The 22,004-nt window shown below is 70.5% G+C and carries 22 protein-coding genes and 3 pseudogenes; 11 read left to right on the top strand and 14 right to left on the bottom strand.

What is annotated here, in order from left to right:
* Window positions 1–47 precede the first annotated feature (47 nt).
* Window positions 48–779: pseudogene (gene tatC / locus DVR07_RS14835) on the top strand (twin-arginine translocase subunit TatC); the annotation flags it as partial.
* 265 nt (window positions 780–1,044) lie between these two features.
* Here tatC and larE read toward each other — a convergent pair.
* Window positions 1,045–1,968, bottom strand: a complete 924-nt coding sequence (gene larE / locus DVR07_RS14830) for an ATP-dependent sacrificial sulfur transferase LarE (RefSeq protein ID WP_115798042.1) — start codon at window positions 1,966–1,968, stop codon at window positions 1,045–1,047.
* Between the two features lie 189 nt (window positions 1,969–2,157).
* Here larE and DVR07_RS14825 point away from each other — a divergent pair, with 189 nt between their 5' ends.
* Together DVR07_RS14825 and DVR07_RS14820 are read left to right on the top strand one after the other, a co-directional pair.
* A complete protein-coding gene (locus DVR07_RS14825) occupies window positions 2,158–4,185 on the top strand; it encodes an endonuclease MutS2 (RefSeq protein ID WP_115798041.1) in 2,028 nt (675 codons plus the stop codon).
* Window positions 4,186–4,598: 413 nt separating this feature from the next.
* Complete coding sequence (locus DVR07_RS14820) at window positions 4,599–5,732, top strand: ORC1-type DNA replication protein (RefSeq protein WP_115798040.1); 1,134 nt, start codon at window positions 4,599–4,601, stop codon at window positions 5,730–5,732.
* Between the two features lie 154 nt (window positions 5,733–5,886).
* On the opposite strand, the pseudogene DVR07_RS14815 reads toward DVR07_RS14820, so the two are convergent.
* From DVR07_RS14815 to DVR07_RS14805, 3 genes and pseudogenes are all read right to left on the bottom strand, one after another.
* A pseudogene (locus DVR07_RS14815) lies at window positions 5,887–6,460 on the bottom strand (SDR family NAD(P)-dependent oxidoreductase).
* Window positions 6,461–6,546: 86 nt separating this feature from the next.
* On the bottom strand, window positions 6,547–7,494 hold the full coding sequence (locus DVR07_RS14810; protein ID WP_162829581.1) for a hypothetical protein: 948 nt from the start codon (window positions 7,492–7,494) through the stop codon (window positions 6,547–6,549).
* Window positions 7,495–7,840: 346 nt separating this feature from the next.
* On the bottom strand, window positions 7,841–8,149 hold the full coding sequence (locus DVR07_RS14805) for an ArsR/SmtB family transcription factor (protein WP_115798038.1): 309 nt from the start codon (window positions 8,147–8,149) through the stop codon (window positions 7,841–7,843).
* A gap of 97 nt (window positions 8,150–8,246) precedes the next feature.
* On the opposite strand from DVR07_RS14805, the gene DVR07_RS14800 reads away from it, so the two are divergent.
* On the top strand, window positions 8,247–8,549 hold the full coding sequence (locus tag DVR07_RS14800) for an amphi-Trp domain-containing protein (protein ID WP_115798037.1): 303 nt from the start codon (window positions 8,247–8,249) through the stop codon (window positions 8,547–8,549).
* 38 nt (window positions 8,550–8,587) lie between these two features.
* A complete protein-coding gene (locus DVR07_RS14795; protein ID WP_115798036.1) occupies window positions 8,588–8,860 on the top strand; it encodes a hypothetical protein in 273 nt (90 codons plus the stop codon).
* A 20-nt stretch (window positions 8,861–8,880) separates the two neighbouring features.
* On the opposite strand, the gene DVR07_RS14790 is transcribed toward DVR07_RS14795, so the two are convergent.
* The gene (locus DVR07_RS14790) at window positions 8,881–10,125 is read right to left on the bottom strand and encodes an ABC transporter permease (RefSeq protein WP_115798035.1); all 1,245 of its coding nucleotides are present in this window, start codon (window positions 10,123–10,125) and stop codon (window positions 8,881–8,883) included.
* A gap of 321 nt (window positions 10,126–10,446) precedes the next feature.
* Here DVR07_RS14790 and DVR07_RS14785 point away from each other — a divergent pair, with 321 nt between their 5' ends.
* Window positions 10,447–11,634 (top strand): sodium:calcium antiporter, encoded by a 1,188-nt coding sequence (locus DVR07_RS14785; protein WP_162829580.1) that lies wholly within the window; start codon window positions 10,447–10,449, stop codon window positions 11,632–11,634.
* A gap of 37 nt (window positions 11,635–11,671) precedes the next feature.
* Here the strand turns inward: DVR07_RS14785 and DVR07_RS14780 are convergent, their stop codons facing one another.
* Complete coding sequence (locus tag DVR07_RS14780; protein WP_115798033.1) at window positions 11,672–12,517, bottom strand: ABC transporter ATP-binding protein; 846 nt, start codon at window positions 12,515–12,517, stop codon at window positions 11,672–11,674.
* A 157-nt stretch (window positions 12,518–12,674) separates the two neighbouring features.
* On the opposite strand from DVR07_RS14780, the gene rpiA reads away from it, so the two are divergent.
* Window positions 12,675–13,361, top strand: coding sequence for a ribose-5-phosphate isomerase RpiA (gene rpiA / locus DVR07_RS14775; protein WP_115798032.1), 687 nt, complete (start codon window positions 12,675–12,677; stop codon window positions 13,359–13,361).
* 111 nt (window positions 13,362–13,472) lie between these two features.
* On the opposite strand, the gene DVR07_RS14770 is transcribed toward rpiA, so the two are convergent.
* A complete protein-coding gene (locus tag DVR07_RS14770; protein ID WP_115798031.1) occupies window positions 13,473–13,640 on the bottom strand; it encodes a DUF1931 family protein in 168 nt (55 codons plus the stop codon).
* Between the two features lie 181 nt (window positions 13,641–13,821).
* On the opposite strand from DVR07_RS14770, the gene larB reads away from it, so the two are divergent.
* The 3 genes from larB (at window position 13,822) to DVR07_RS14760 (ending at window position 15,314) form a co-directional block, all read left to right on the top strand.
* The gene (gene larB, locus DVR07_RS14765; RefSeq protein ID WP_115798030.1) at window positions 13,822–14,604 is read left to right on the top strand and encodes a nickel pincer cofactor biosynthesis protein LarB; all 783 of its coding nucleotides are present in this window, start codon (window positions 13,822–13,824) and stop codon (window positions 14,602–14,604) included.
* Between the two features lie 224 nt (window positions 14,605–14,828).
* Entirely contained in the window at window positions 14,829–14,984 is a 156-nt protein-coding gene (locus tag DVR07_RS22750) for a DUF7563 family protein (protein WP_449272230.1), read from the top strand.
* A gap of 57 nt (window positions 14,985–15,041) precedes the next feature.
* Window positions 15,042–15,314 (top strand): GIY-YIG nuclease family protein, encoded by a 273-nt coding sequence (locus tag DVR07_RS14760; RefSeq protein ID WP_115798029.1) that lies wholly within the window; start codon window positions 15,042–15,044, stop codon window positions 15,312–15,314.
* Between the two features lie 9 nt (window positions 15,315–15,323).
* On the opposite strand, the gene DVR07_RS14755 is transcribed toward DVR07_RS14760, so the two are convergent.
* The 3 genes from DVR07_RS14755 to DVR07_RS14745 form a co-directional block, all read right to left on the bottom strand.
* Window positions 15,324–16,226, bottom strand: coding sequence for an SDR family oxidoreductase (locus DVR07_RS14755; RefSeq protein ID WP_115798028.1), 903 nt, complete (start codon window positions 16,224–16,226; stop codon window positions 15,324–15,326).
* Window positions 16,227–16,229: 3 nt separating this feature from the next.
* The gene (locus DVR07_RS14750; RefSeq protein WP_115798027.1) at window positions 16,230–16,835 is read right to left on the bottom strand and encodes an NADPH-dependent FMN reductase; all 606 of its coding nucleotides are present in this window, start codon (window positions 16,833–16,835) and stop codon (window positions 16,230–16,232) included.
* Between the two features lie 80 nt (window positions 16,836–16,915).
* Window positions 16,916–18,232, bottom strand: a complete 1,317-nt coding sequence (locus DVR07_RS14745; protein ID WP_115798026.1) for a cytochrome P450 — start codon at window positions 18,230–18,232, stop codon at window positions 16,916–16,918.
* Window positions 18,233–18,402: 170 nt separating this feature from the next.
* On the opposite strand from DVR07_RS14745, the gene DVR07_RS14740 reads away from it, so the two are divergent.
* Window positions 18,403–19,812: a phosphoglucomutase/phosphomannomutase family protein gene (locus DVR07_RS14740; protein WP_115798025.1), complete on the top strand. Its 1,410-nt coding sequence runs from the start codon at window positions 18,403–18,405 to the stop codon at window positions 19,810–19,812.
* Between the two features lie 23 nt (window positions 19,813–19,835).
* On the opposite strand, the gene DVR07_RS14735 is transcribed toward DVR07_RS14740, so the two are convergent.
* The 4 genes and pseudogenes from DVR07_RS14735 to samp2 all read right to left on the bottom strand — a co-directional run.
* Window positions 19,836–20,039 (bottom strand): hypothetical protein, encoded by a 204-nt coding sequence (locus tag DVR07_RS14735; RefSeq protein WP_115798024.1) that lies wholly within the window; start codon window positions 20,037–20,039, stop codon window positions 19,836–19,838.
* A 45-nt stretch (window positions 20,040–20,084) separates the two neighbouring features.
* A complete protein-coding gene (locus DVR07_RS14730) occupies window positions 20,085–20,558 on the bottom strand; it encodes a GNAT family N-acetyltransferase (protein WP_115798023.1) in 474 nt (157 codons plus the stop codon).
* A gap of 12 nt (window positions 20,559–20,570) precedes the next feature.
* A complete protein-coding gene (locus DVR07_RS14725; RefSeq protein WP_205410998.1) occupies window positions 20,571–21,170 on the bottom strand; it encodes a peroxiredoxin family protein in 600 nt (199 codons plus the stop codon).
* A gap of 78 nt (window positions 21,171–21,248) precedes the next feature.
* Window positions 21,249–21,443, bottom strand: a pseudogene (gene samp2, locus DVR07_RS22160) (ubiquitin-like small modifier protein SAMP2); the annotation flags it as partial.
* Between the last annotated feature and the right edge of the window lie 561 nt (window positions 21,444–22,004).

Genomic DNA, 22,004 nt, shown 5'->3' with positions numbered 1-22,004 from the left:
CCGGGACCCGGGAGGCCGAGACGCTGGACAATCCGGCGGCGACGCCCGAGGAGCCGCTGGAGGACGAGGAGATGCCGCTGGCCGACCACATCGAGGAGATGATAAAGCGGCTGGCCGTGGTCATCGCCGTCGCCGGACTCGTCACCGCCGTCGCCCTCCCTGCCTCCGAGCGGGTCATCAACATCCTCTGGTACAACATCATCCCGCTCGACCAACTCGGCGAGCAGGCCCGGCCGAAGCTCTACCACCCGCTGGCGCTGGTGCTGACCGAGCTCAAGGTCGCCAGCCTGGCCGGGGTCATCATTGCGCTCCCCGTCTTCGTCTACGAGACGTACCTCTTCATGCGGCCCGGACTCTACCCACACGAACGACGCTACTACCTGGCGGCGGTGCCGACGAGCCTGGTGCTGGCGGTCGTCGGCGTGAGCTTCGCGTTCTTCCTCGTCCTGCCCGCGGTGTTCCAGTACTTCATCAGCTACACCGAGGGCGTCGCCCTCGTCGCGTTCGGGCTGACCAAGACGTTCAACCTCATCCTGATGCTGATGGGCTACCTGGCGGTCGTGTTCCAGATTCCGCTGTTCATCATGCTCGCCATCATGATGGGCCTGACCACCCGCCGGTGGCTCGCCGACCGCCGGCTGCTGTTCTGGGGCGCGTTCCTCGGCGTCTCGTTCCTCTTCACGCCGGACCCGACCGGGATGGCGCCCATCCTGGTCACGCTGACGATGATCACCCTGTTCGAGGGGACGCTGGCGCTACTGAAGTGGACCGGCAACTGAGCGTTTCGCTCACTTGCCGGCGCTCCTTCGTCACGCCAACGGCACGTTTCCGCGGCGTAATCGGCATATAACTAAGGGGTAGGGATGCCTACGAACAGGTAGCGTTCGCGCCTGCCACTTAGCTCGCGTGCCAGCAGCTACAAACCGCAGTTCGCGTGCCAGCAAACTGCCACCCTGGGTGCGAACGCCCATGCCACTTTCTACGAAGCCGACTGGGGAGTGACGACGCCGGATACAGGCGCATTCCCTTCGGCGAGAAGAATCGCTATTCCGCGGTCGGATACTCCGAGGCGAAGACGTCCTCGACCAGCGGCTCGTCCGCGGTAGTGTCGTCCATCGTCTCCGCCTCGTCTCCGCCGACCGCGTCCTCGTCGGCCGCCTCGTCCGCGGGGCTGACGCTGCCGGTCCGGTAGCCCTGCAGGTCCAGCGTCACGTGGTCGAAGCCGACGTCGGTCAGGTGGTCGCGGGCGGCCGCCGCGAAGTCGGGGTCGAGCGCCACGTCGAGCTCGTCCTCGCCGACCTCGATGCGGGCCAGGCCGTCGTGGTCCCGGACGCGGAACTGCGAGAACCCCCACTGGCGGAGCAGGTTCTCGGCCTTCTCGACCCGCGAGAGCTTCGCCTCGGTGACCTCGAGCCCGGTCGGAATCCGGGAGGAGAGGCAGGCCATCGAGGGCTTGTCGGCGACCGTCAGGTCGCGGTCGTCGGCGATGGCCCGGACCTCCTCCTTGGAGATGTCGTGGACCAGCAGCGGCGAGTAGGCGTCGAGCTCGTCGACCGCCTGGAGGCCGGGTCGGTGGCCGCCGTCGGCGTCGCTGGCGTTCGTGCCGTCGCAGACCACCGGGATGCCGAGCTCCTCGGCGGCCTCGAACATCCTGCCCAGGCGCATCGTCCGGCAGTGGTAGCACCGGTCGTCGCCGTTGGCGACGAAGTCGGGGTCGTCGAGCTCCGAGAACTCCACGATCTCGTGGCGGATGCCGATCTCGTCGGCGACGCGCTTGGCGTCGTCGAGCTCGGCCTCCGGCAGGGTCTCGCTCTTGGCGGTGCAGGCCACGGCGTCCTCGCCCAGCGCCTCGTGGGCCAGCGCCGCGACGACGCTCGAGTCCACGCCGCCCGAGAACGCCACCAGCGCGCCGTCGCGCTCGGCGAGGTCGTCCCGGAGCGCCCGCGTCTTCTCCTCGATGGAAGCCATGTCCTGACGATTGGGGACACCGGGAGAAAAGGGCATTGAACGCGGCGACCCCGGCGGCCGGGCTCGCGTCGGCGCGCCCCGGCGAGAGCCCGTTCGACGGCCCGCCGGTGGCGAAGGGAGCGTACTCCCGCCTGAAGCGCCGCCGCGTCCGCGAATATTTTTAAGCCAGGGGTCGGTACTCACCCTCGAATGGAGTTGGAGGCGATACCCGGCGTCGGGGCGAAGACCGCGGCCGCGCTCTCGGAGCTCGACGACCCCGAGCGCGCGCTCCGGTCGGGCGACGTGGCCGAGCTCGCCGGCGCCCCCGGCGTCACCGAGGGCCGGGCGGCGGCCATCGCCCGGGGCGCCATCCGCGAGCGCCACGGCGACCCCGGCGGCTTCCTGGCGACCGTCCGGGCCGAGGAGATCTACCGCGACGCGCTCGGCCTGCTGGCCGACCGGACCGTGACGAGCTACGGCGAGAAGCGCCTGGAGACGCTCTACCCCAGCGGGGTCGCGTCCCGGGTCGAGGAGGTCCGGGAGTTCGCCCAGCGGGCGGTCGAGCGCGAACCCGACCCGGCCGTGCTCGACGCGCTGACCGACGTCGAACCGCTCGCCGAGCCCCGCGACGTGACGGTCCGCGACCGGTGTCTGGCGACCGCCGACGCCGAGCGCTACAGCGAGGCCCAGAGCGCGATTCCGGAGCTGAGCGTCGAGGTGGTCGAGGACGCCCGCGACCTCGCGGACCTCGCGCGGGGCTACTCGACCGTGGTCGCGCTCGACGAGGCGTTCGCGGGCGTGACCGTCGACGGCGATGTCCGGGTTGAGCCCGACGCGCTGGAACGCCCCGCCGAGGTCGTGCCGGAGCGCGTGCTGGCGTTCTACGCCGCGAACCGCGACTGCCTGCGGGCGGCCGCCCGGGTCCACCGGGCCGCCGACATCGACCCGCCGCTGGACCTCGACGCGCTGGAGGCGGCGCTCGAGGACGTGGACTCGGACGGGACGGTCGTCGGCGACGACGAACTCGACCGGCTGGCCCGCGCCGTCGACGACCTCGACGCCGCGGTCTCGACCGCCGAGAGCGTGGCCAACGACCAGCTCCGCGACGCCATCGAGGAGCGCGACGTCACCGTCGAGGGGTCGGACCTGCTCTCGCTGGTCGAGCAGGGCGCGGGCGTCGACTCGCTGCTCTCCCGGGAGCTGAGCGACGAGTACGCCGCCGCGGTCCAGGCGGCCCGCGAGGAGCTGATCGACTCGCTCGACCTCGATTCGGGCGAGGCCGAGGTCGCCCGCCGGGCGTTCCCCGAGGAGCCGACGTTCCCGGTCGAGCGCGACGAGGAGGTCGTCGCCCGGCTCCGCGAGGACCTCCAGGCCGCGAAGGACCGCCGGGCGGCCCGCCGGAAGCGCGAGCTCGCCGCCGACCTCGCCGACCGCCGGGCCGACGCCGAGCAACTGGTCCGGACCGCACTGGAGCTGGACGTCGAACTGGCGGTCGCCCGGTTCGCCGAGGACTTCGACTGCGTGATGCCGGAGTTCGAGCCGGAGGGGTCGGGCTTCGCCATCGAGGGCGGGCGCTCGCCGCTGCTCGACGTCGACTTCGAGTCGGTCGAGCCGGTCGACTACGACGTCTCGGGCGTGGCGCTGCTCTCGGGGGTCAACAGCGGCGGGAAGACCTCGACGCTCGACCTGGTGGCGCTGGTGGCCATCCTGGCCCACATGGGGCTGCCGGTGCCCGCCGAGTCGGTCCGCATCGAGCGGTTCGGCGAGCTCCACTACCACGCCAAGACCCAGGGGACGCTCGACGCCGGCGCGTTCGAGTCGACGCTCCGGGAGTTCGCGGGGCTGGCGACCGGGGGTGAGCCGGCGGCGACAGACGGCGGCTCGGGCGGCGAGTCCGGCGACGCCACCGGAAACCGGCTCGTGCTCGTCGACGAACTCGAGAGCATCACCGAACCCGGCGCGAGCGCCAAGATCATCGCGGGCATCCTGGAGGAGCTCCGCGGCCGGGACGTCACCGGCGTGTTCGTCTCGCACCTCGCGGCCGAGATCCGCGAGATGGCCGACTACGACGTGCCGGTCGACGGCATCGAGGCCGAGGGGCTCGAGGACGGCGAGCTCGTGGTGAACCGCTCGCCGGTGAAGGACCACCTCGCGCGCTCGACGCCCGAGCTCATCGTCGAGAAGCTGGCCGGGGATTCCGACGGGGAGTTCTACGACCGGCTGCTCGGGAAGTTCTAGAACTCGGCGAGTTGCGTCGCGTTCTCGACAGGATTAGCTTGTCCGGTCGCGCCATCCATCCAAACGTCCGAGAAGCTAGCTGCTGCCGTCACCGATGAGTTTCCGCACAGCACTGCACCGCGGGCCTCACGCCTCCCCAGCCTCCTGCGCTTCTCGCTCACTTCGTTCGCTGCGATGCTCGTCCCTCGCACGCTTGGCGGGACCCGAGGTCCCGCCAGCGCGCGCCGGAAAGTGAGTCGGAATCAGCACGTCCGACACCCCATTTCGCCGGAGAAATAAGTCGACTGTCAGTAGTCGCGGCGAAGTCGCCGCGGTCTCCCGGAGAACCGCCTAATCGGCCGCGTGGACCTCTCTGCGCTCTAATAATTTCGGCTGCCGAAAGGTTAAGTAGCTGGGACAGCGAGGTGAAAGTGATGGCAGACGACCCCGAGGAGGGGATGCTCTCGTGGGACGAGTCCGTGTTCCGCGACGAACACGTCTTCGAGATCGACTACGTTCCCGAGACGTTCGCCCACCGCGAGAGCGAGATGCGGAGCCTGAAGTACGCGCTCCGCCCCGCCGCCCGCGGCTCCCGGCCCCTGAACGTCATCGCCCGCGGCCCGCCCGGCACCGGCAAGACCACCGCGGTCCAGAAGGTGTTCGGCGAGCTGGGCGCTCAGACCGACGTCCGGACGGTCCGCGTCAACTGCCAGGTCGACTCGACGCGCTATTCGGTGTTCTCCCGGGTGTTCGAGGGCATCTTCGAGTACGAGCCCCCGTCGTCGGGCATCTCGTTCAAGAAGCTGTTCCGCCAGATCACCGAGAAGCTGGTCGAGGAGGACGAGGTGCTCGTCGTGGCGCTCGACGACGTCAACTACCTCTTCTACGAGGGCGAGGCCTCCGACACGCTCTACTCGCTGCTGCGGGCCCACGAGGCCCACTCCGGCGCGAAGATCGGCGTCATCGTCGTCTCCTCGGACCTCAACCTCGACGTCATCGAGGACCTCGACGGCCGGGTCCAGAGCGTCTTCCGGCCCGAGGAGGTGTACTTCCCGGTGTACGACAACGAGGAGATCGTCGACATCCTGCAGGAGCGCGTCGACCGCGGCTTCCACGAGGGCGTCATCACCGCGGACGTGCTCGACGAGGTGGCCGAGCTCACCGCCGAGAGCGGCGACCTCCGGGTCGGCATCGACCTGCTCCGGCGGGCCGGGCTCAACGCCGAGATGCGCGCCAGCCGGACCGTCAACCTCGAGGACGTCGAGCAGGCCTACGAGAAGTCGAAGTACGTCCACCTCAGCCACAGCCTCCAGGCGCTCTCGGACAGCGAGATGGAGCTGCTGGAGGTCATCGCCGAGCACGACGGCGAGCGCGCCGGCGACGTGTACGACGCGTTTCACGACCAGACCGGGCTGGGCTACACGCGCTATTCGGAGATCATCAACAAGCTCGACCAGCTCGACATCATCGACGCGACCTACACCAACGTCGAGGGCCGCGGCCGGTCGCGCCAGCTCTCGCTGCGCTACGAGCCCGAGGCCGTGCTGAACCGGCTACAGGACGAGTAGGAACCGGTATCTTCTCATCCGCCTCGGCGCCGGCAGTCGTGCCGCGAGCGAGGAGCGACAGCGACGGGCGAGCGGCTTTTCGGTCCGGATTTTTGCGACGAGCGGTGCCCGCAGCGCCGCAGGCACGAGGACACCCGACGGGAGAATAGGTGTCTCAGAAGTCCTCGACGTCGGGTCGCAGGTCGAGCTCCAGCGTCCACGCGCTCCGGTCCTGCTCGACGAGGTGCCAGTAGCTCTCGGCGATCTCGTCGGGGTCGAGGAACTCCTCGTCGTCGCGGTCGCCGCGCTCGCTCGCGTCCGGCGGCAGAATCTGGCCGTCGACGACGACGTGGGCGACGTGGACGCCCTCGGGACCGAGTTCGCGCGCCATGGACTCGGCCATTCCGCGGGCCGCGAACTTGGCCGACGAGAAGCCGAGCGCGCCGCCGCGGCCCCGGACCGCCGAGGTCGCGCAGGCCCTTCCACGACCCGCCGCTGGCGTGGTTGACGAGCACGTCCACCGGGCCGAACTCCTCGCGGACGCGCCGAAACCCCGCGCGCACGTCGTCCGGGTCCGCGACGTCGACCGCGACGCCCGCGGCGTCGGCGGGGAGGTCGGCGGCGAGGTCAGCGACGTACTCGCCCGACCGGGCGAACAGCCCCACCCGACACCCCTCGTCGGCGAACTTGCGCGCGAGCGATTCCCCCAGTCCCGGTCCGACGCCTGCGACGACGGCTGTCCGTGTCATCGACTCCTGGGACGACTCGCGTCCGGAAAGAAGTACGCACGTACGTTCGGTGGTCGGAACCCCGGGCCACCCCCGCTGCGGGAACCTCAGGTCCGCTGCTGGAGCGCGGCCAGCAGTTCGGCCAGCGTCCCGCTGGTCGCGAAGTTCGAGACCACGGTCTCGCCGTCCTCGGTGACCTCGGCGAACGAGAGCTCGAACTGCGCGTTCCGGACCGCTTCGGCCGTGTTGTCGGCGGTCACGCCCGAATCCTCGGCGGCCGACACGATGGTCGACAGCGAGAGGTCGCCCTCGGTGCCCGACTCGCGCACCCGCGAGGCGAACTCGATGTGCTCCTCGGGGATGGTCCCCGGCGGCATGATGTTCATGGTCATCTCGCTGAACTCGAACGCGCGACCGGACACGTCGGCCGACCCGTTCGGCGCGGAGATCGCGACCGTCGCGCCGTCGACCTCCATCACCACGTCGTTGGCGGTGAGCTCGGCGTCGCCGCGCTGGATGGTCAGGCTGTCCCACTCCGAGGGGCCCAGGGCGGCGAGCTCCTCGAGGGTCGGACCGCCGTCGAGCAGCGAGCGCGTGCCGTCGGCCACGATGTCGCCCGCGACGCCGTTGGCGGTCACCTGGTCGGCGACCAGCGACCCGTCCTGCTCGACCGACTCGAGGACCATCTGGACCTCCGACTCGGGGTTGACGTCAGCTTCCTGCAGCGCCACCAGCAGCGGCGTGAGCGTCCGGCCGTCGAAGCTCTCGACCATCCCCTCGCGCAGGGTGGCGTAGGTCTCCTCCGAGACGTCGGTCGCGGTCACGGCCGCGGTCTCCACCGACAGCGACCGGTCGTCGCTCTCCATCGTCCAGTCCTGCACGCCGAAGCCCATCGTCCCGTCGTCGTACACGAACCGGGCGAGGCCGATACTGTTCGTCACGCTCCCCACACTGACCGACACGTCTTCGATCTCCAGCGGTTCCGTCGACTGTGCGGATGCGTCGGCCGATACGCTCCCGATTCCGCCGAGCGAGAACGTTGCGGTTGCGAGCATCGCGCCGAACTGACGTCGTTTCATGTCTCTCACGACGAACCCCTAACCCGCTCACTGGGATAAATCAGATATACTGTTTGAACCGTTCGACGGAATAAGCCGCGTTTTCCCGGCCGACAATCGCCGGGACCGCGGGAGGTGACGCGTTCCCGGTCGATCCGGGTCGAGCAACCGCACTCCGTCGATAACCCGCTGTTACAGTAACGCTACTGTCGTTAGGCACGCCGTGAGTCGGCCCGAATCCCGTGTGACCGCGAGCGAAGCGCGGATTGACCCGGACCGTCGGTCCGGGCCGCGGCGCTCGCGGGACGACGCCGACCGGCGCGACAGCCGACGAACCCGGCGCTCAGTCGTCGGTCGCCGACTCGACCGCCGTGGGGTCGTCCCGGCGCTCGCCGGTCTGGAGGACGAAGGTGCGCTCGGGCGGTGGCGCGGCCCGGAGCTCGACGGTTCTGGCGAGGTAGTAGTACTTCCGGTTGCCCTGCTCGTAGTGGCCGACGAGCCCGGCGTCCTCCAGCTTCGAGAGGTGGTGGACGGCGGTCTTGCCGTCCATGCCGACCGTCTCGGCGAGCTGAGTGACGTACCTGGGTTCGCGCGACAGTTCCCGGACGATCTCGATCCGGGCCTTGCTCCCGAGGAGGTCGATGAGCGACACGGTGACACGGATACGACCTCCCGACCAAAAAGCCAACCGGCGGTCGCGGGGCCGAGAGCCGGGCGATATTAGGCGCGTCGGACCGAACACCGAGGATATGGGGGACCGGGTCAATCTGCCCGACGACCGTGACCGACAGCGAACCACCGTGACCGACGGCTTCTTCGAGCGAGAGATTCACCTCTCGCGGGAGGCCACCGCCTCGTTCCTCCGGGAGCTCGCCGACCAGGTCGAGAACGACACCCGGCTCACGCTCTCCTCGCAGGACTGGGAGATCCCGTTCGAGTACCGCGAACCCGTCGAGGTGGAGGTGGAGTTCTCCGGGGGCCGCGAGTCCGAACTCGAGGTCGAGTTCGAGTTCACCGAGCCGCGCGGGGGCGACGAACTCAGCGTGGAGTAAGCCGAAGGAATTTGTGCGGCGGGTGACTGCTCGGCGGTATGGGCGACGACGCCGGAACTGACGCCGCCCGGCGCGACGCCTACGCCGACGAACTCGCCGGGGTCGTCCGCCCCGGCGGCGAGGTGTTCGCCCTCGGATTCGGCGAGGGCGCGCCCGAGGACTGGGGCCCGAACCCCTTCGCGCCGGACGACGTGCGCGCGGCGTTCGCGGAGGGGTGGACCGTCGGCGAGATTCGGGAGGTCGAGTTCGAGACCCGCGAGGCGTCGGTGCCCGGGCTGCTGGCCGCGGTGGAGCGGGACGGTCGCTCGTAGCGGAGCGCGGAGCGGACCCCTCACTCGTAGCGGAGCGCGTCGATGGGGTCGGTCCGGGCCGCGCTCCACGCCGGATAGAGCCCCGCGACGACGCCGACGAGGACGCCCACGGCGACCGCGATGCCGAACCACTCGTAGGGCAACACGAGGCCCAGCCCGATGTACTCGGCCGCGGCGTAGGCGCCCGCGACGCCCACCGGGATGCCCAGCACCGCGCCGAACAGCCCGAGCAGCGTCGCCTCCAGCAGGAACAGCTGGAGGACGTCGCGGTTCTGCGCGCCGACCGCCTTCATGATGCCGATCTCCTTGGTGCGCTCGGTGACCGACACCAGCATGACGTTGGCGATGCCGATGGAGCCGACGACCAGCGAGATGACCGCGATGCCGGTCACGAAGTTGGTGAGCGTGTTGATGAGCTCCCTGAGCTGGTCGACGAGGTCCTGGTCGGTCTCGACCGCGAAGGCGTAGCTGTCCGGGACCAGCTGTGCGGCGTCGGACTCGTTGGTCAGGTACGCCCGGACCCCGTCCTTGACGTCGGGCACCGCCGCGAAGTCCTCGGCGACGACCGTGAGCGTCGGGTAGACCCGCTGACTCTCGCCGGTCCCGGGCCGCTCGATGGTCGTCCGGTAGAACGGGTCGGTCGGCGTGAACACCAGCGGCCCGGCCTCGCCGAGCCCGGTCGAGAAGGCCCCGCCGGCCGACTCGTTGAGCAGGCCGACGACCTCGGCCTCGATCGACTCCCCGGAGGCGAGCCGGAGCGTCACGTTCCGTCCGACGCCGAGCGCCGGGTCGAACAGCTCGGCGGCCGGTCGGTTGACCACCACCTCGCGCCGGCCCTGCCGGAAGCCCCGTCCGGCCGCGAAGCTGTCGGCGTCGAAGTAGCCCGGCGAGGTGGCGATCACCTGCCGCTGGGCGACCGTCCGGCCCCCCGCCGAGACGGCCGCGGTGGGGACGATGCCCCGCGGGACGACCTCCGCGACCCCCGAGACGTTCCGGAGCCGGTCGAGGTCGTGGGTCGTGAACACCGGCTGGGCGCCCGCGCCCGGCCCGCCGTCGGCGCCCTCCGGGCCGGCCCAGACGTAGACGTTGGGCGTGCGGTCGGCCCCGACCTGCCCGAGCACGTCGGCCTGGAGGCTGGTGCCGAGCGTGACGAAGGTGACGACCGCCGCGACGCCGATGACGACCCCGAGCGTCGTCAGCGTCGACCGGAGCTTGTGACTGCGTATCGCGCGCCAGGCGAGGCGCAGGCTCTCTCTGAACTCCATTCAGTGTGGGACGGTAGTTGGTCGTCGCATCGCTGTCGCTTCGACCGGCCGGGCCGGCCGAGCGGACGACTGTTCCGGCGTCGGTCGAGGGTGTCCGTTCTAGGGGGATGACGGTATTCAAGATGTCGGCTGGCGCGGTCCGGTGACCGCTCGTACCCCGCCGCGCCCGCGGCCCCCGGCGCTCCGCGGAATCGACGGTTCCGGCGAGCGAGGAGGCGGCAACCGGGCGATCCCGTGTAGACGAGTTCAACGGAGTCCGATACACGGGCGAAAAGTATCACGTGGGTGGGTGTCGTGGAGTCGTCGGGGGAACTCGAAGGCTTGCGTCCGAACACGTCTCACGTCGGTCTCGTCGTCGCACTGGTCGTCGTCTCGACCGCGGTCGTCGGCGTCGTCGCGGGGAACGCCGGGGCGGTCCAGGAGTCGGACGAAGCGGGCGAATCGGACGAACTGCTCTCCGTGTCGGGATGGGCCGCGGTCGCGGCGTTCCTGCTCGGGTCGCTGATACTGTTGGGGAGCGTCGAGGTGCTCATCCACGCGCTGGTCCGGACCGCATCGCGGTTCGGCGTCTCGGCGCTGCTGTTGGCCGTCGTGGTGTCGGGGACCGAGGTCGACAACGTCGCGTTCGGCGTCTTCACCGGCTTCCGGGAGATGCAGAACGTCGCGTTCGGGCTGGCCATCGGCAACGCCATCTCCATCTTCGGGCTGACGCTCGCGGCGGCGGCGCTGCTCTACCCGTTCGACGTGGACGTCCCGACCGACTACCTCGCCATCATGGTCGTCTCGCCGCTGGTGCTGCTGCCGTACCTGCTGACCGGCCGCATCGACGCGGTCGACGGCGTGGTGCTCATCGCCGCCTACCTCGCGGTGTTCGGGTACATCGCCGCCCGCGAGCTCCGGGGCGACCGGAGCTACATGCGCTCGGGCGAGGTGATGGAGGCCGCCACCAGCGCCGACGGTCAGGGCGAGGCGGCGGCCGCGGTGGCCGGCGACGGCGTGACGGACGACGACCTGCCGGGGCCGCTCCGGCGGGTCGCCCGCCGCGACTGGTTCTGGCCCGCGGTGATGCTCGTGGCGCTCGGCGGCATCGTCGTCGGCGCCGAGACCGCCTCGACCGGAACGGAGGGCATCGTCGAGACGTGGGACCTCCACCAGACCGCGTTCGGCGTGACGATGGTCACCATCGTGTTCACGCTCGACGACCTGCTGCTCGCGGTCGAACCGGTCCGGCTGGGGTACAACGACATCGCGGTCGGGGGCGTCATCGGGAGCCTGCTGTTCTTCGTGACCGCCAACACCGGCATCGTCGCGCTGGTCGGCTCGGTCACCACCAGTCCGCGGGCGCTGTACTTCCACCTGCCGGCGCTGCTGGTGATCGCGGGGCTGTCCGGACTGCTGCTCTGGCGGGGGAAGCTGACCCGACTCGCGGGCGCGGCGCTGCTGGGGCTGTACGTCGCATACCTCGCGATGAACGTCTTCTTCTTCTCGGCGTTGCCGGTCAGCGGGTGAGCGCGGGTCGCCCCCGCCGGCCCGTCGGCGACGAGAATCAGGGCAGGTCGGTCTCGACCCGGCGCGGCTCCTCGATCTCCTCGATGCGCTCGACGGTGCCGTCGAGGACGTGGACGACGCGCTCGGCGTGCTCGGCGATGGGGCGCTCGTGGGTCACCATCAGGATGGTGTTGCCCTGGTCGTGGAGGTGCTGGAACAGGCCCATGATCTGCTTGCCGGTCTCCTGGTCCAGGTTCCCGGTCGGCTCGTCGGCCAGGATGATGGCCGGGTCGGCCGCGAGCGCCCGGGCGATGGCGACCCGCTGGCGCTGGCCGCCCGAGAGCTCGTTGGGCCGGTGGTCGCCCCGGTCCCCGAGGCCGACGTCCGCCAGCAGGTCCTCGGCCCGGTCGATGCGCTCGTTCTTGTCCACGCCCTGGAAGACCAGCGGGAGCGCGACGTTCTCGGCCGCGGTCAGCTTCGGCATGAGGTTGAACGTCTGGAAGACGAAGCCGACTTCCTCGCCCCGGACCCGGGTCCGCTTGCGCTGGGAGATGGCCGACACCTCCCGGCCGTTGACCCACACCTCGCCCTCGCTGGGCGTGTCGAGACAGCCGATGAGATTGAGCAGCGTGCTCTTGCCCGAGCCGCTGGGCCCCATCACCGCGGTGTACGACCCTCGCGGAATCGAGAGGTCGACCCCGTCGAGCGCGTGGACGGGCTCGCCCAGGTAGTACGTCTTCTGCACGTCCCGGAGCGCGACCGCCTCCTCGGCTGGCTCCGTCGTCGCCTCCCCCTGTTCGGTCGTCGTCTCGCCCCGCTCGGTCGTCGCGTCGTCCTCTTCGGTCGACACGTCGCCCTCCCCGGTCCCCGTGCCGGACTCGGCGTCCGAGTCGCTGGCAGCCATTGTCTTTCGAATCAGGGGCGGAACTGCCAAAACACTAGCGCCCGTTCCGTCGGGAAACGAGCCGTTGCAGTCGTTCGGCCCGGCGCCGGCTCGCTCGACCCGGCGCCGTCGCGCCCGTTCGACCAGACTTTTCACCGCGGCCCGCGCAGGTGCGCGCATGAAGACGACCGGCGGAAGCGACGCGGGGAAGCGGGCGGCCGGCGAGAGCGCGGCCGAGGCGGTCGAGGACGGCACGGTCGTCGGGCTCGGCACCGGGTCGACCGCGGCCCACGCCATCCGGGCCGTCGGCCGGGCGGTCGACGCCGGCCTCGACGTCCGCGGGATCCCGACCTCCTTCCAGTCCCGGGCGCTCGCCCGGGAGGTCGGCGTCCCGCTCACGACCCTCGAAGAGGCCGACGCGGTGGACCTGGCCATCGACGGCGCCGACCAGTTCTCCGGGCCCCACCTCGTGAAGGGCGGCGGCGCGGCCCACGCCCGCGAGAAGGTGGTCGACGCGGCCGCCGACCGGCTACTCGTCGTCGCGGACCCGAGCAAGGCCGCCGACCTGCTCGACCGCGCCGTCCCGGTCGAGGTGCTGCCCGACGCCCGGACGACGGTAGCCGACGAGGTCCGCGGGCTCGGCGGCGAGCCCGCCCTCCGGGCCGCCGAGCGCAAGGACGGGCCGGTCGTGACCGACAACGGGAACCTCGTGCTCGACTGCGACTTCGGCGAGATCGCCGAGCCCGCGTCGCTCGCGGCCGACCTGTCCGGACTCCCCGGCGCGGTCGAGCACGGGCTGTTCGTCGGGATGGCCGACGAGATCCACGTCGGAACCGACGACGGCGTGGACGTCCACCGGTTCTGAACGCCGAGTCCGCCACTCTGCGTCTACTGTTCCATGATACAGCTCTTCACCGACGACCGAGCCGCCGGCTACGCGGGTAGCGCTCGATAAAAGGAAGGAGTTTGTGCCGATTTACAGGTCGCGGGGCTGGACGGTCTTCCGGTCGTTCGCCTCGGCTCGGCGGGCAGCCTCGTCGAGGAGTTCCTCGACGCGCTCGTCGAGCGCGTCGTAGAAGTCGGAGGCCACGTTCTTGTCGTCCAGTGCGTCCTTGACAGCGGCTTTGACGATGAGGTCTGCCATACGACCCTTTCTTTCCTGCCACCCCTAATAAAGCTTCCCAAATTCCCGGGCGAACGGCTCCGTGTCGGTCACTTCCCGGTCATCTATCTATAGTGCCAAAAGGGATAAATACTAGGCGGTTGTGTGCCCGCGGCCGGACGCGGTCGGAGGATAGGAGTACGTAGAGCGCCCAGAGTCGCACATGCGTGATCTGCTCGAAGCGGTCGCCGCCGGCGAGGTGAGTCCGGCGGAGGCCGAGGCGCGACTCGCGGGGTACGCGACCGGCGACGCGGGCCGGTTCGACGCGGCCCGAGAGTCCCGGAGAGGCGTTCCAGAGGCGATTCTCGGCGACGGCAAGACGCCGGCGGAGGCGGCCGCGCTCGCCGAGACCGCGGTCGAGACCACCGGCCGGGCCATCGTCACCCGGACCGACGAGACCCAGCGCGAGGCCGTCCGCGCGCGACTGGCCGACACCCACCCCGAGGCCGAGGTGTCGGTCCACGAGCGCGCGCGAGTCGTCGTCGCCCACGCCGCGGAGTTCTCGGGGCCCGACCTCGACGCGACGGTGGGCGTGGTCACGGCGGGGACCAGCGACGCTGTCCCGGCCGGCGAGGCCGCGGTCGTCGCCCGGGAGATGGGCGCGAGCGTCGACCGGGTCGACGACGTGGGCGTCGCGGCGCTGACCCGCATCGTCGACCAGCTCGACCGCCTCCGGGGCGCCGACGTGCTGATCGTCGCCGCGGGCCGGGAGGGCGCGCTGCCCACCGTGGTCGCCGGCCTGGTGAACACCCCCGTCATCGGCCTGCCGGTCTCGACCGGGTACGGCCACGGCGGCGAGGGCGAGGCCGCCCTGTCCGGGATGCTCCAGTCCTGCTCGGTGCTGTCGGTCGTGAACGTCGACGCGGGGTTCGTTGCGGGCGCCCAGGCGGGCCTGATAGCCCGGGCGGTCGACGGCGCGGCCGACCACGAGAGCTCGGGGCGATAACCTCGTCCGGCCTCCGACTCCCGGCGACCCGACCGACACCCGCCCTTACTCGGGGACAATGCGGCGTTTCGAGCGGCGGGTCTTGCCGGGAAATCTGCGGGACCAGTTCAATTATCGAAAACCTTCTTTGCATTTCTGAAAATCAGTGTCGCGTTTGAGAAGGATTTTTATCGGTCGGGCCCAAAGATTTGGTCACTGGCAGCACGGCTGCCAGTTGAAACCCAATGCCAAGGTGTGACCACTGCGGCGCGCACGTCTCCGAGCAGTTCGCACGAGTATTCGCCGACGAGGACGGTCGGGTCCGCGCGTGCGTCTCGTGCTCCGCGAACGCCGGAATCGCCGAAGTCGCGCGCCAACGCGCCAGAGAGGCCAGAGCATAGCCCGCTGAATGGGCGGGAACCGAAACCCTAAGAACCACCACGCGAAGCCTGTAAGGCGTGCCGGACCACTGGGTTTACATCGTCGAGTGCGCCGACGGCAGTTTTTACACGGGCTACACCACCGACGTCGAGCGCCGCGTGCGCGACCACGACCGCGGCGAGGGCGCGAAGTACACCCGCGGCCGCGCGCCGGTCGAACTCGCATACCGCGAGGGATTCAACTCGAAGTCGGCGGCGATGTCCCGCGAGCACGAGATCAAGCAGCTGTCGCGAGCGGCGAAGGAGCGGCTGGTCGAGGCGGACGGCGCGACCGGCGAGTCGATGGAGTAGCGCGAGTCCCTATCCTAGCGGGTCGCCCTCGGGCACCGACGCCGGGAGGTCGGTGAGCTCCGCGCTGCGCTCCCAGAGCCGCCGGCGGAGCGCCGCGTCGGTCGCCGCCCGGGCGGGAGTCGCCCGCTCGCGCCGGTCGAAGTACGCCCCCGAGACGTCGGCGACCGCGTCGCTCGTCGCCAGGTGGACCAGCGCCTCGGCCGCGCCCGCGACGCTCTCGAACGGGCCGACCGGGACGACGCCGGCGACCAGCGCCGCCGCGGTCGTGAACAGCTTCGAGAACCCCCGCGCGTTCCGGACGAGGTCCGTCTGCGGAATCCACCCCGGGTGGACGCAGTTGGCGGTCACGCCCGACCCGGCGAGTCGCTCGGCGAGCTCGACGGTGAACAGCACGTTCGCGAGCTTCGAGTCGGCGTAGGCGTCGAGGCCGTCGAAGTTCCTCCCCCGAACCACCGCGTCGAGGTCCGCCAGCGACCCGTTCTCGTGGAGGCCGCTGGTCGTCGTGACGACCCTCGCCGGCGCGCTCTCGCGGAGGCGGGGCGCGAGCAGGTTCGTGAGCAGGAACGGCGCGAGGTGGTTGACCGCGAAGGTGAGTTCGACGCCGTCCTCGGTCGTCCGGCGCTCGTTCTGCGAGGTGCCGGCGTTGTTCACCAGCGCGTCGAGGCGGTCGTAGTCGGACCGGACCTCGCGGGCCAGTTCGCGCACCGCGTCGAAGTCCGCGAAGTCGACCCGGTAGAACGCGCCGTCGCTGTCGGGGTGAGCGCTCCGAACCGCCGACAGCGCCTCCTCGCCGCCCTCGCGGTCCCGGCCGGTGAACAGGACGGTCGCGCCCCGGGCGGCCAGCCGTTCGGCGGCCTCCCGGCCGATGCCACTGGTCCCGCCGGTGAGGACGACGACCGGGCTCGCGTCCATAGCTCAGTCGTCGGCGTCGGCCTCGGCGGCCGATTGTTCGTCCTCGTCGACGCCGGCGTCGGGCGCGGTCACGTCGGGGTGGATGAAGGCGTACTCGACGGCCTGCTGGCCCAGCGTCTCGACCCGGTCGGCGATGTCCTCGTCGATTATCTCGCCGTCCTCGATCTTGTCCCGGGCGTTCCGGATGCCGACCTGGTGGGGCAGCACCCAGGCGTGGACCCCGCGGGCGGTCACCCGCATGTGGTCGAGCGTGCTGGCGAACGACCCGCCGCCGGCCGACGCCAGCAGCCCGACCGTGGTGTCCTCGTACTCGTCGAAGCCGCAGTAGTCGTGGACGTTCCGGAAGGCGGCCGAGTACGACCCGTGGTACACCGGGCTCCCCCAGAGCACCGCGTCGGCCCTGCGGATCTTACGCTTGAGCCGCGTCGCGGCCTCGGGTTCGGGCTCGTCGGGGTCGAACACCGGGAGGTCGTACTCGCGGACGTCGAGGAGTTCGGTCTCGGCGCCGCGTCGCTGGGCAGCGGCCAGGGCGCGCGTCAGGGCCTGCCTGGTGTAGCTGCCGTCGCGCATGCTGCCGGCGAGCGCGACGACGACTGGAGTGGAACTCATTGCCCGGAAGTAGGGGGCTGAGCGGGAAAACAGTTTCCGGGTCTCGATTTTTGTAGCGCAGCGAACAGGTGTCGGGGCCGTCAACGGCGCTCCGTCGTCACCGGTACCTCGCCCTTCGGCTGGAGCGTGACCGCCGCCGAGAGGTCGAGGTCGCCGTAGTTCCGGTCGACCGTCCATTCACGGGCCATCGTCGCGAGCACGAGCTGGGCCTCGGTCATGGCGAACTGCTGGCCGATGCACCGCCGGGGCCCGCCGCCGAACGGGACGTAGGCGTACTCGGGCCGGTCGGCGTCGTCAGTGACGAAGCGTTCCGGCCGGAACTCGTCGGGGTCGTCCCAGAACCGCTCGTCGCGGTGGAGCACCCACGTCGGCAGGACGAGCAGCGACCCCGCCGGAATCCGATAGTCGCCGATGAGAACGTCCTCGGCGGGCTCGCGCCGGATCTCGTGGGCCGGCGGATAGAGCCGGAGCGCCTCCTTCACCACGGCCTCGGCGTACTCGAAGGCGAACACGTCCTCGATGGTGGGCCGGCCGTCGACGACAGCGGCGATCTCGTCGCCAAGCCGGGCCTCGACCTCGGGATTGCGCGACAGCAGATCCCAGATAAACGTCAGCGCGAGCGCGGTGGTCTCGTGGCCCGCGAACAGGAAGGTCAGCATCTCGTCGCGGATCTGCTCGTCGTCCATCTCGGCGTCGGCGCCGAGCAGCATCGCGAGCAGGTCGTCGCGATTCGTGTCGGTCCGGCGGCGCTCGTCGAGGATGTCGTACACCTGCGCCTCCAGGTGGTCGAGCGCCCGGTCGGCCCGCCGGAGGAAGGGCACGGGCGCCCAGTCGGGCGCGAGGAAGGTGACCGGCTGGTTCCGGGGACGCAGCGGCTCCTGCATCGCCTCGACCGCGTCGTAGATGCCCCGGGCCTCGAGGTCGATATCTTCTCCGAACATCGCCTCCACCAGGATCTCGAGCGTCGTCCGCATCATCTCCGAGCGCAGGTCGACCGTCCCGCCGTCGCGCCAGCGGTCGGTGGTGTCCTCGGTCCGCGACACCATGATGTCGGCGTACCGCTCGATGTGACTCATGTAGAACGCGGGCTGGATGGCCTCGCGCTGGCGCTCCCAGCGGTCGCCCTCGCTGACGATGAGGCCGTCGCCGAGCACCTCGCGGAGCTGGTCGTCGCTCTCGCGGTGCTTCGGGAACGTCTCGCGGTCCTCCAGCACGCGCTTCACGTCGGCGGGGTCGGTCAGCATGTAGGCGTCCCAGCCGATGATCTCGTAGTTGACCACGCGGCCGTACTGCTCGGCGCACCGTTCGCGGAACGAGCAGGGATCCCGGGCCCACTGGTGGGTGTTGCCCAGCAGCGGGAGGCCGCGCGGTCCGGGCGGAGTCCGTGTCGTCGTCATGTTCGAACGTATCCGCCCCACCCGCCTGGCTCCACTGCCGCGAATCCGCGGTCGTTTCATAAGGGGCCGCCCGATTCGCCCCGTCGGACCGACTCGCCCGCCGGAACTACCGGCGCCGTGAGAACCGGCCACGCGGTGGTTTTTTCGGCGGGGGCAGCGACGTTGTGGGTATGGAGACGCCGATTTCGTTCGGGACCGACGGCTGGCGAGCGACGCTGGACGAGTTCACCGCGCCCCGCGTCAGGATGGTCGGGCAGGCGGTCGCCGACTACCTCCGGGAGGTCGAGGACCGCGACTCGGGGACCGTCGCCGTCGGCTACGACGCCCGCGAGACCTCGCGCGGGTTCGCCGAGGAGCTGTGCCGGGTGCTGGCGGCCAACGGATTCGACGCGCTGATCCCGCCGCGGGACTGCCCGACCCCGCTGGCGGTCTGGACCGTCGCCGACCGCGACCTCGCGGGCGCGCTGGTTGTGTCGGCCTCGCACAACCCGCCGAACTACAACGGCGTGAAGTTCTTCCCCCACGACGCCGCGCCCGCCCTCCCCGAGGTCACCGACGAGATCATGGCCCGCATCGCCGAGCCCCGCGCGCTCTCCGACGACGAGCAGGGGAGCGTCCGCGAGGAGGACCTCCTCGAACCGTACGCCGCCCACCTGTTCGACGTCGTCGGGGTCGCCCCCGAGGGCTCGGGCGACGGGGCGACCCTCGACGGCCTGGAGGTCGTCTACGACGCGATGCACGGGTCGGGCCGCGGGTTCACCGACGAACTGCTCGAGCGCGCCGGTGCGACGGTCCACCGGCGGCGGTGCGAGCAGGACCCCGAGTTCGGCGGCACGAACCCCGAGCCCAGCGCCGAGAACCTCCAGCCCCTCGTCGACGAGGTCCGCGAGAAGGATGCGGACCTCGGCGTCGCCAACGACGGCGACGCCGACCGCATCGCGGTCGTCACGCCCGACCGGGGCTTCCTCGACGAGAACCTCTTCTTCGCGGCGACGTACGACTACCTGCTCGAAGACGACTCCGGCCCCGCGGTCCGGACCGTCTCGACCACGTTCCTGGTCGACCGGGTCGCCGAGGCCCACGGCGAGGACGTCGTCGAGACCGCGGTCGGCTACAAGTGGGTCGCCGAGGCGATGAAGGACCACGACGCGCTCATCGGCGGCGAGGAGTCGGGCGGCTTCTCGATCCGGGGCCACGTCCGCGAGAAGGACGGCGTGCTGATGGCGCTGCTCGCCGGCGCGGTCGAGAGCGAGCGCTCCTACGACGACCGAGTGGACGCGCTCCTGGAGGAGTTCGGCGAGATCCACCAGAGCAAGGTCAGCGTCGACTGCCCCGACGAGGACAAAGAGCGCGTCCTGTCGGACCTGGAAGCCGACCTCCCGGACGAGGTGGCCGGCGAGCGCGTCGACGAGGTCAACGACACCGACGGGTTCAAGATCCTCCTGGAGGACGGCTCGTGGCTCCTCGTCCGACCGAGCGGGACCGAGCCGAAGATGCGCGTCTACGCCGAGGCCGCCAGCGAGGCCCGGGTCGACGACCTGCTCGACGCCGGCCGCGACCTGGTCGAACCGCTGGTGTAGGCGTCGCCCGGCCGAATCCCGGTCTAGGCCTCTCGTTCTCCGAAGTCCAGCAGCCCGCCGGGGTTCGCGTAGTAGACGTACGCCAGTCCGAGTCCGAGCGCCACCGCCAGAACGCCGAGCAGGTCGCTCGCTCCGACCGCGAACCCGTCCGAGAGCGTGACGTAGCCCATCACGACCGCGAACGCGGTCCAGATGACGGCGACCCGCCGTCGTCGTTGCTCGTCCATGCGTGACAGAGCGGCGTCGGGACAGTTGGCTCTACTGGAACGACTTCAGGAAGGGTCCGCAGTCCCGTCGTACCGACCCCACAGCCGACTCCCGTCCTCGTTCTCGTCCCCGTCCACCCGCGAGATATCGAAGTCGAGCGCTTCGTAGAAGGGCCGCACGTCCGGGTCGAACTCGGCGGTCACGACCCCGCGGCGCTCGGCCGCGGCCCGGACCAGCGCCGAGCCGATGCCCTGCCCCCGGCGCGCCCGCCGGACCGCCACGGCGTCGATGTGCGCGCCGGTGCGTTCGTCCGTTCCGTCCCCGCCCGAGACGAGGACGAGCGCGCCGAGGACGGAACGGTCGCCGTCTTCGCCACCGTCGTCTTCGCCACCGCCGCCCCCGGCCTCCACCGCCACCAGCACGTCGCCGGCGCCGACGCGCTCGGCGAGGTCGACACGAATCCGGAGCATCGCCGCGTCGAGGACGCGCCGCACGTCGAGCCGGTCGCCGTCTGTCGCTTCGCGGACGCTGACGTCCATCGCCGCCCGACCTCACTCCCGGTCGTCGCCGAGCAGTCGGTCGACCATCGCCAGCACGTCGTCGACCGACGGCCGGTCGTCCGGCCCGTCGCCGCGGTGGACCGCGTCGAGCCCCAGTTCGCCGTGTCGCGCGTCCAGAATCGCGACCTGGGGCAGTCGGCCCAGCAGGTCGACGCGCCGCCCGAGCGGGCCGAACCGAGTGGGCTGGCCGTACTGCTCGCCGACCGTCTTGTCGGCGTCGGCCACCAGCGGGAACGGCAGGTGGTACTTCCACTGCCACTTCCCGGCCTTTCCCTCGGGCTCGGGGAGGACCGCGACCGCCGCGGCGTCGCGCTCGCGGAACTCCCGGTAGCGGTCGGCCACGTCCTGGACCTGCTGCCGGCAGCCGCGGGACCAGTAGTCGCGCAGGAACAGCAGGACCACGGCCTCGTTCTCGTCCGGACGCCCCGTCACCCACTCGCGTCCGACGAACTCGTCTGCGTCGTCCCGGCCGGGTCTGGTGGCGGCGAACGACGACAGCGACAGCGGGTCGGGCCCCGCCCCGGCGTTAGGTAGCTCGAAGTCGAGCTCCGACACCCCGAGGCTCCGGCGCTCGCGGTCGAGTGCCGTCACGGGGCCGGCCTCGTCCTCGTCCTGGGGTGCGGCGAGGGCGTCGACCTCCGCCTCGCTGGTCGGCCCGTCGTCGCCGCTGCCGCCCTTGATGAGCCGCAGGACCTTCACGTGGTCGGCCTCGACGGGCTGGTCCTCCGGGACGGGCCGCCCGTCGACCATCACCGAGACCTCGTGGGGGCTGAGGTCGACCTCGGCCAGCAGGTCGGCGTAGGTCGCGTCCTCGACTTCGAGGTCGCGGCTCCCCTCGCCGACGACCTCGACGGTCACGTTCATGCTACCGAGTTTTCGGGCGGTGAGGGGTAAGCGTGTCGGGAGCGATGGGGGTGGTTAGGGTGGCTGACGTGGGAGTCTCCGGGAGGACAGTTGCTCCGCTTCCTGGAGGGCTACAGAGAAGCTAGCTACTGCCGTCACCTGTGAATTACTGCAGGGCACCGTCAGAGCTTCGCTCTGACGAGCCTCGACTCACTCCGTTCGTCGAGACACCGCAACCGCGGGCCTCACGCCTCCCCAACCTCTTCCTTCGCTCCCGTCGGTCGCTCAGTCATCCCTCGCACGCTTGGCGCGGCCACAGGGGCCGCGCCAGCGCGCGCCGGGAACCAGTGGTCGGCAATGGCGCTTCCTCATCAATGTAAACCGCGTCGCTCGCAGATCTCTATCCCAAAAAACTGACACCTGCCGGACCCGCGTACCGGAGGTGTTTTGTAGCGATAGAAGAGAGAGTCGGGTAGACGGCACGGTCAGACGGTTACCTTTCAGCCCGCGTGGTTTCCACGTGGGTCATCGCCGACTGACCTACCCCGTCTCTCTAACAACCGCGAGCGACTGCTATTGCGG

This window comes from Halorussus rarus, from assembly GCF_003369835.1.
Taxonomy (GTDB): domain Archaea; phylum Halobacteriota; class Halobacteria; order Halobacteriales; family Haladaptataceae; genus Halorussus; species Halorussus rarus.
This window is presented reverse-complemented; position numbering and strand designations above follow the sequence as displayed.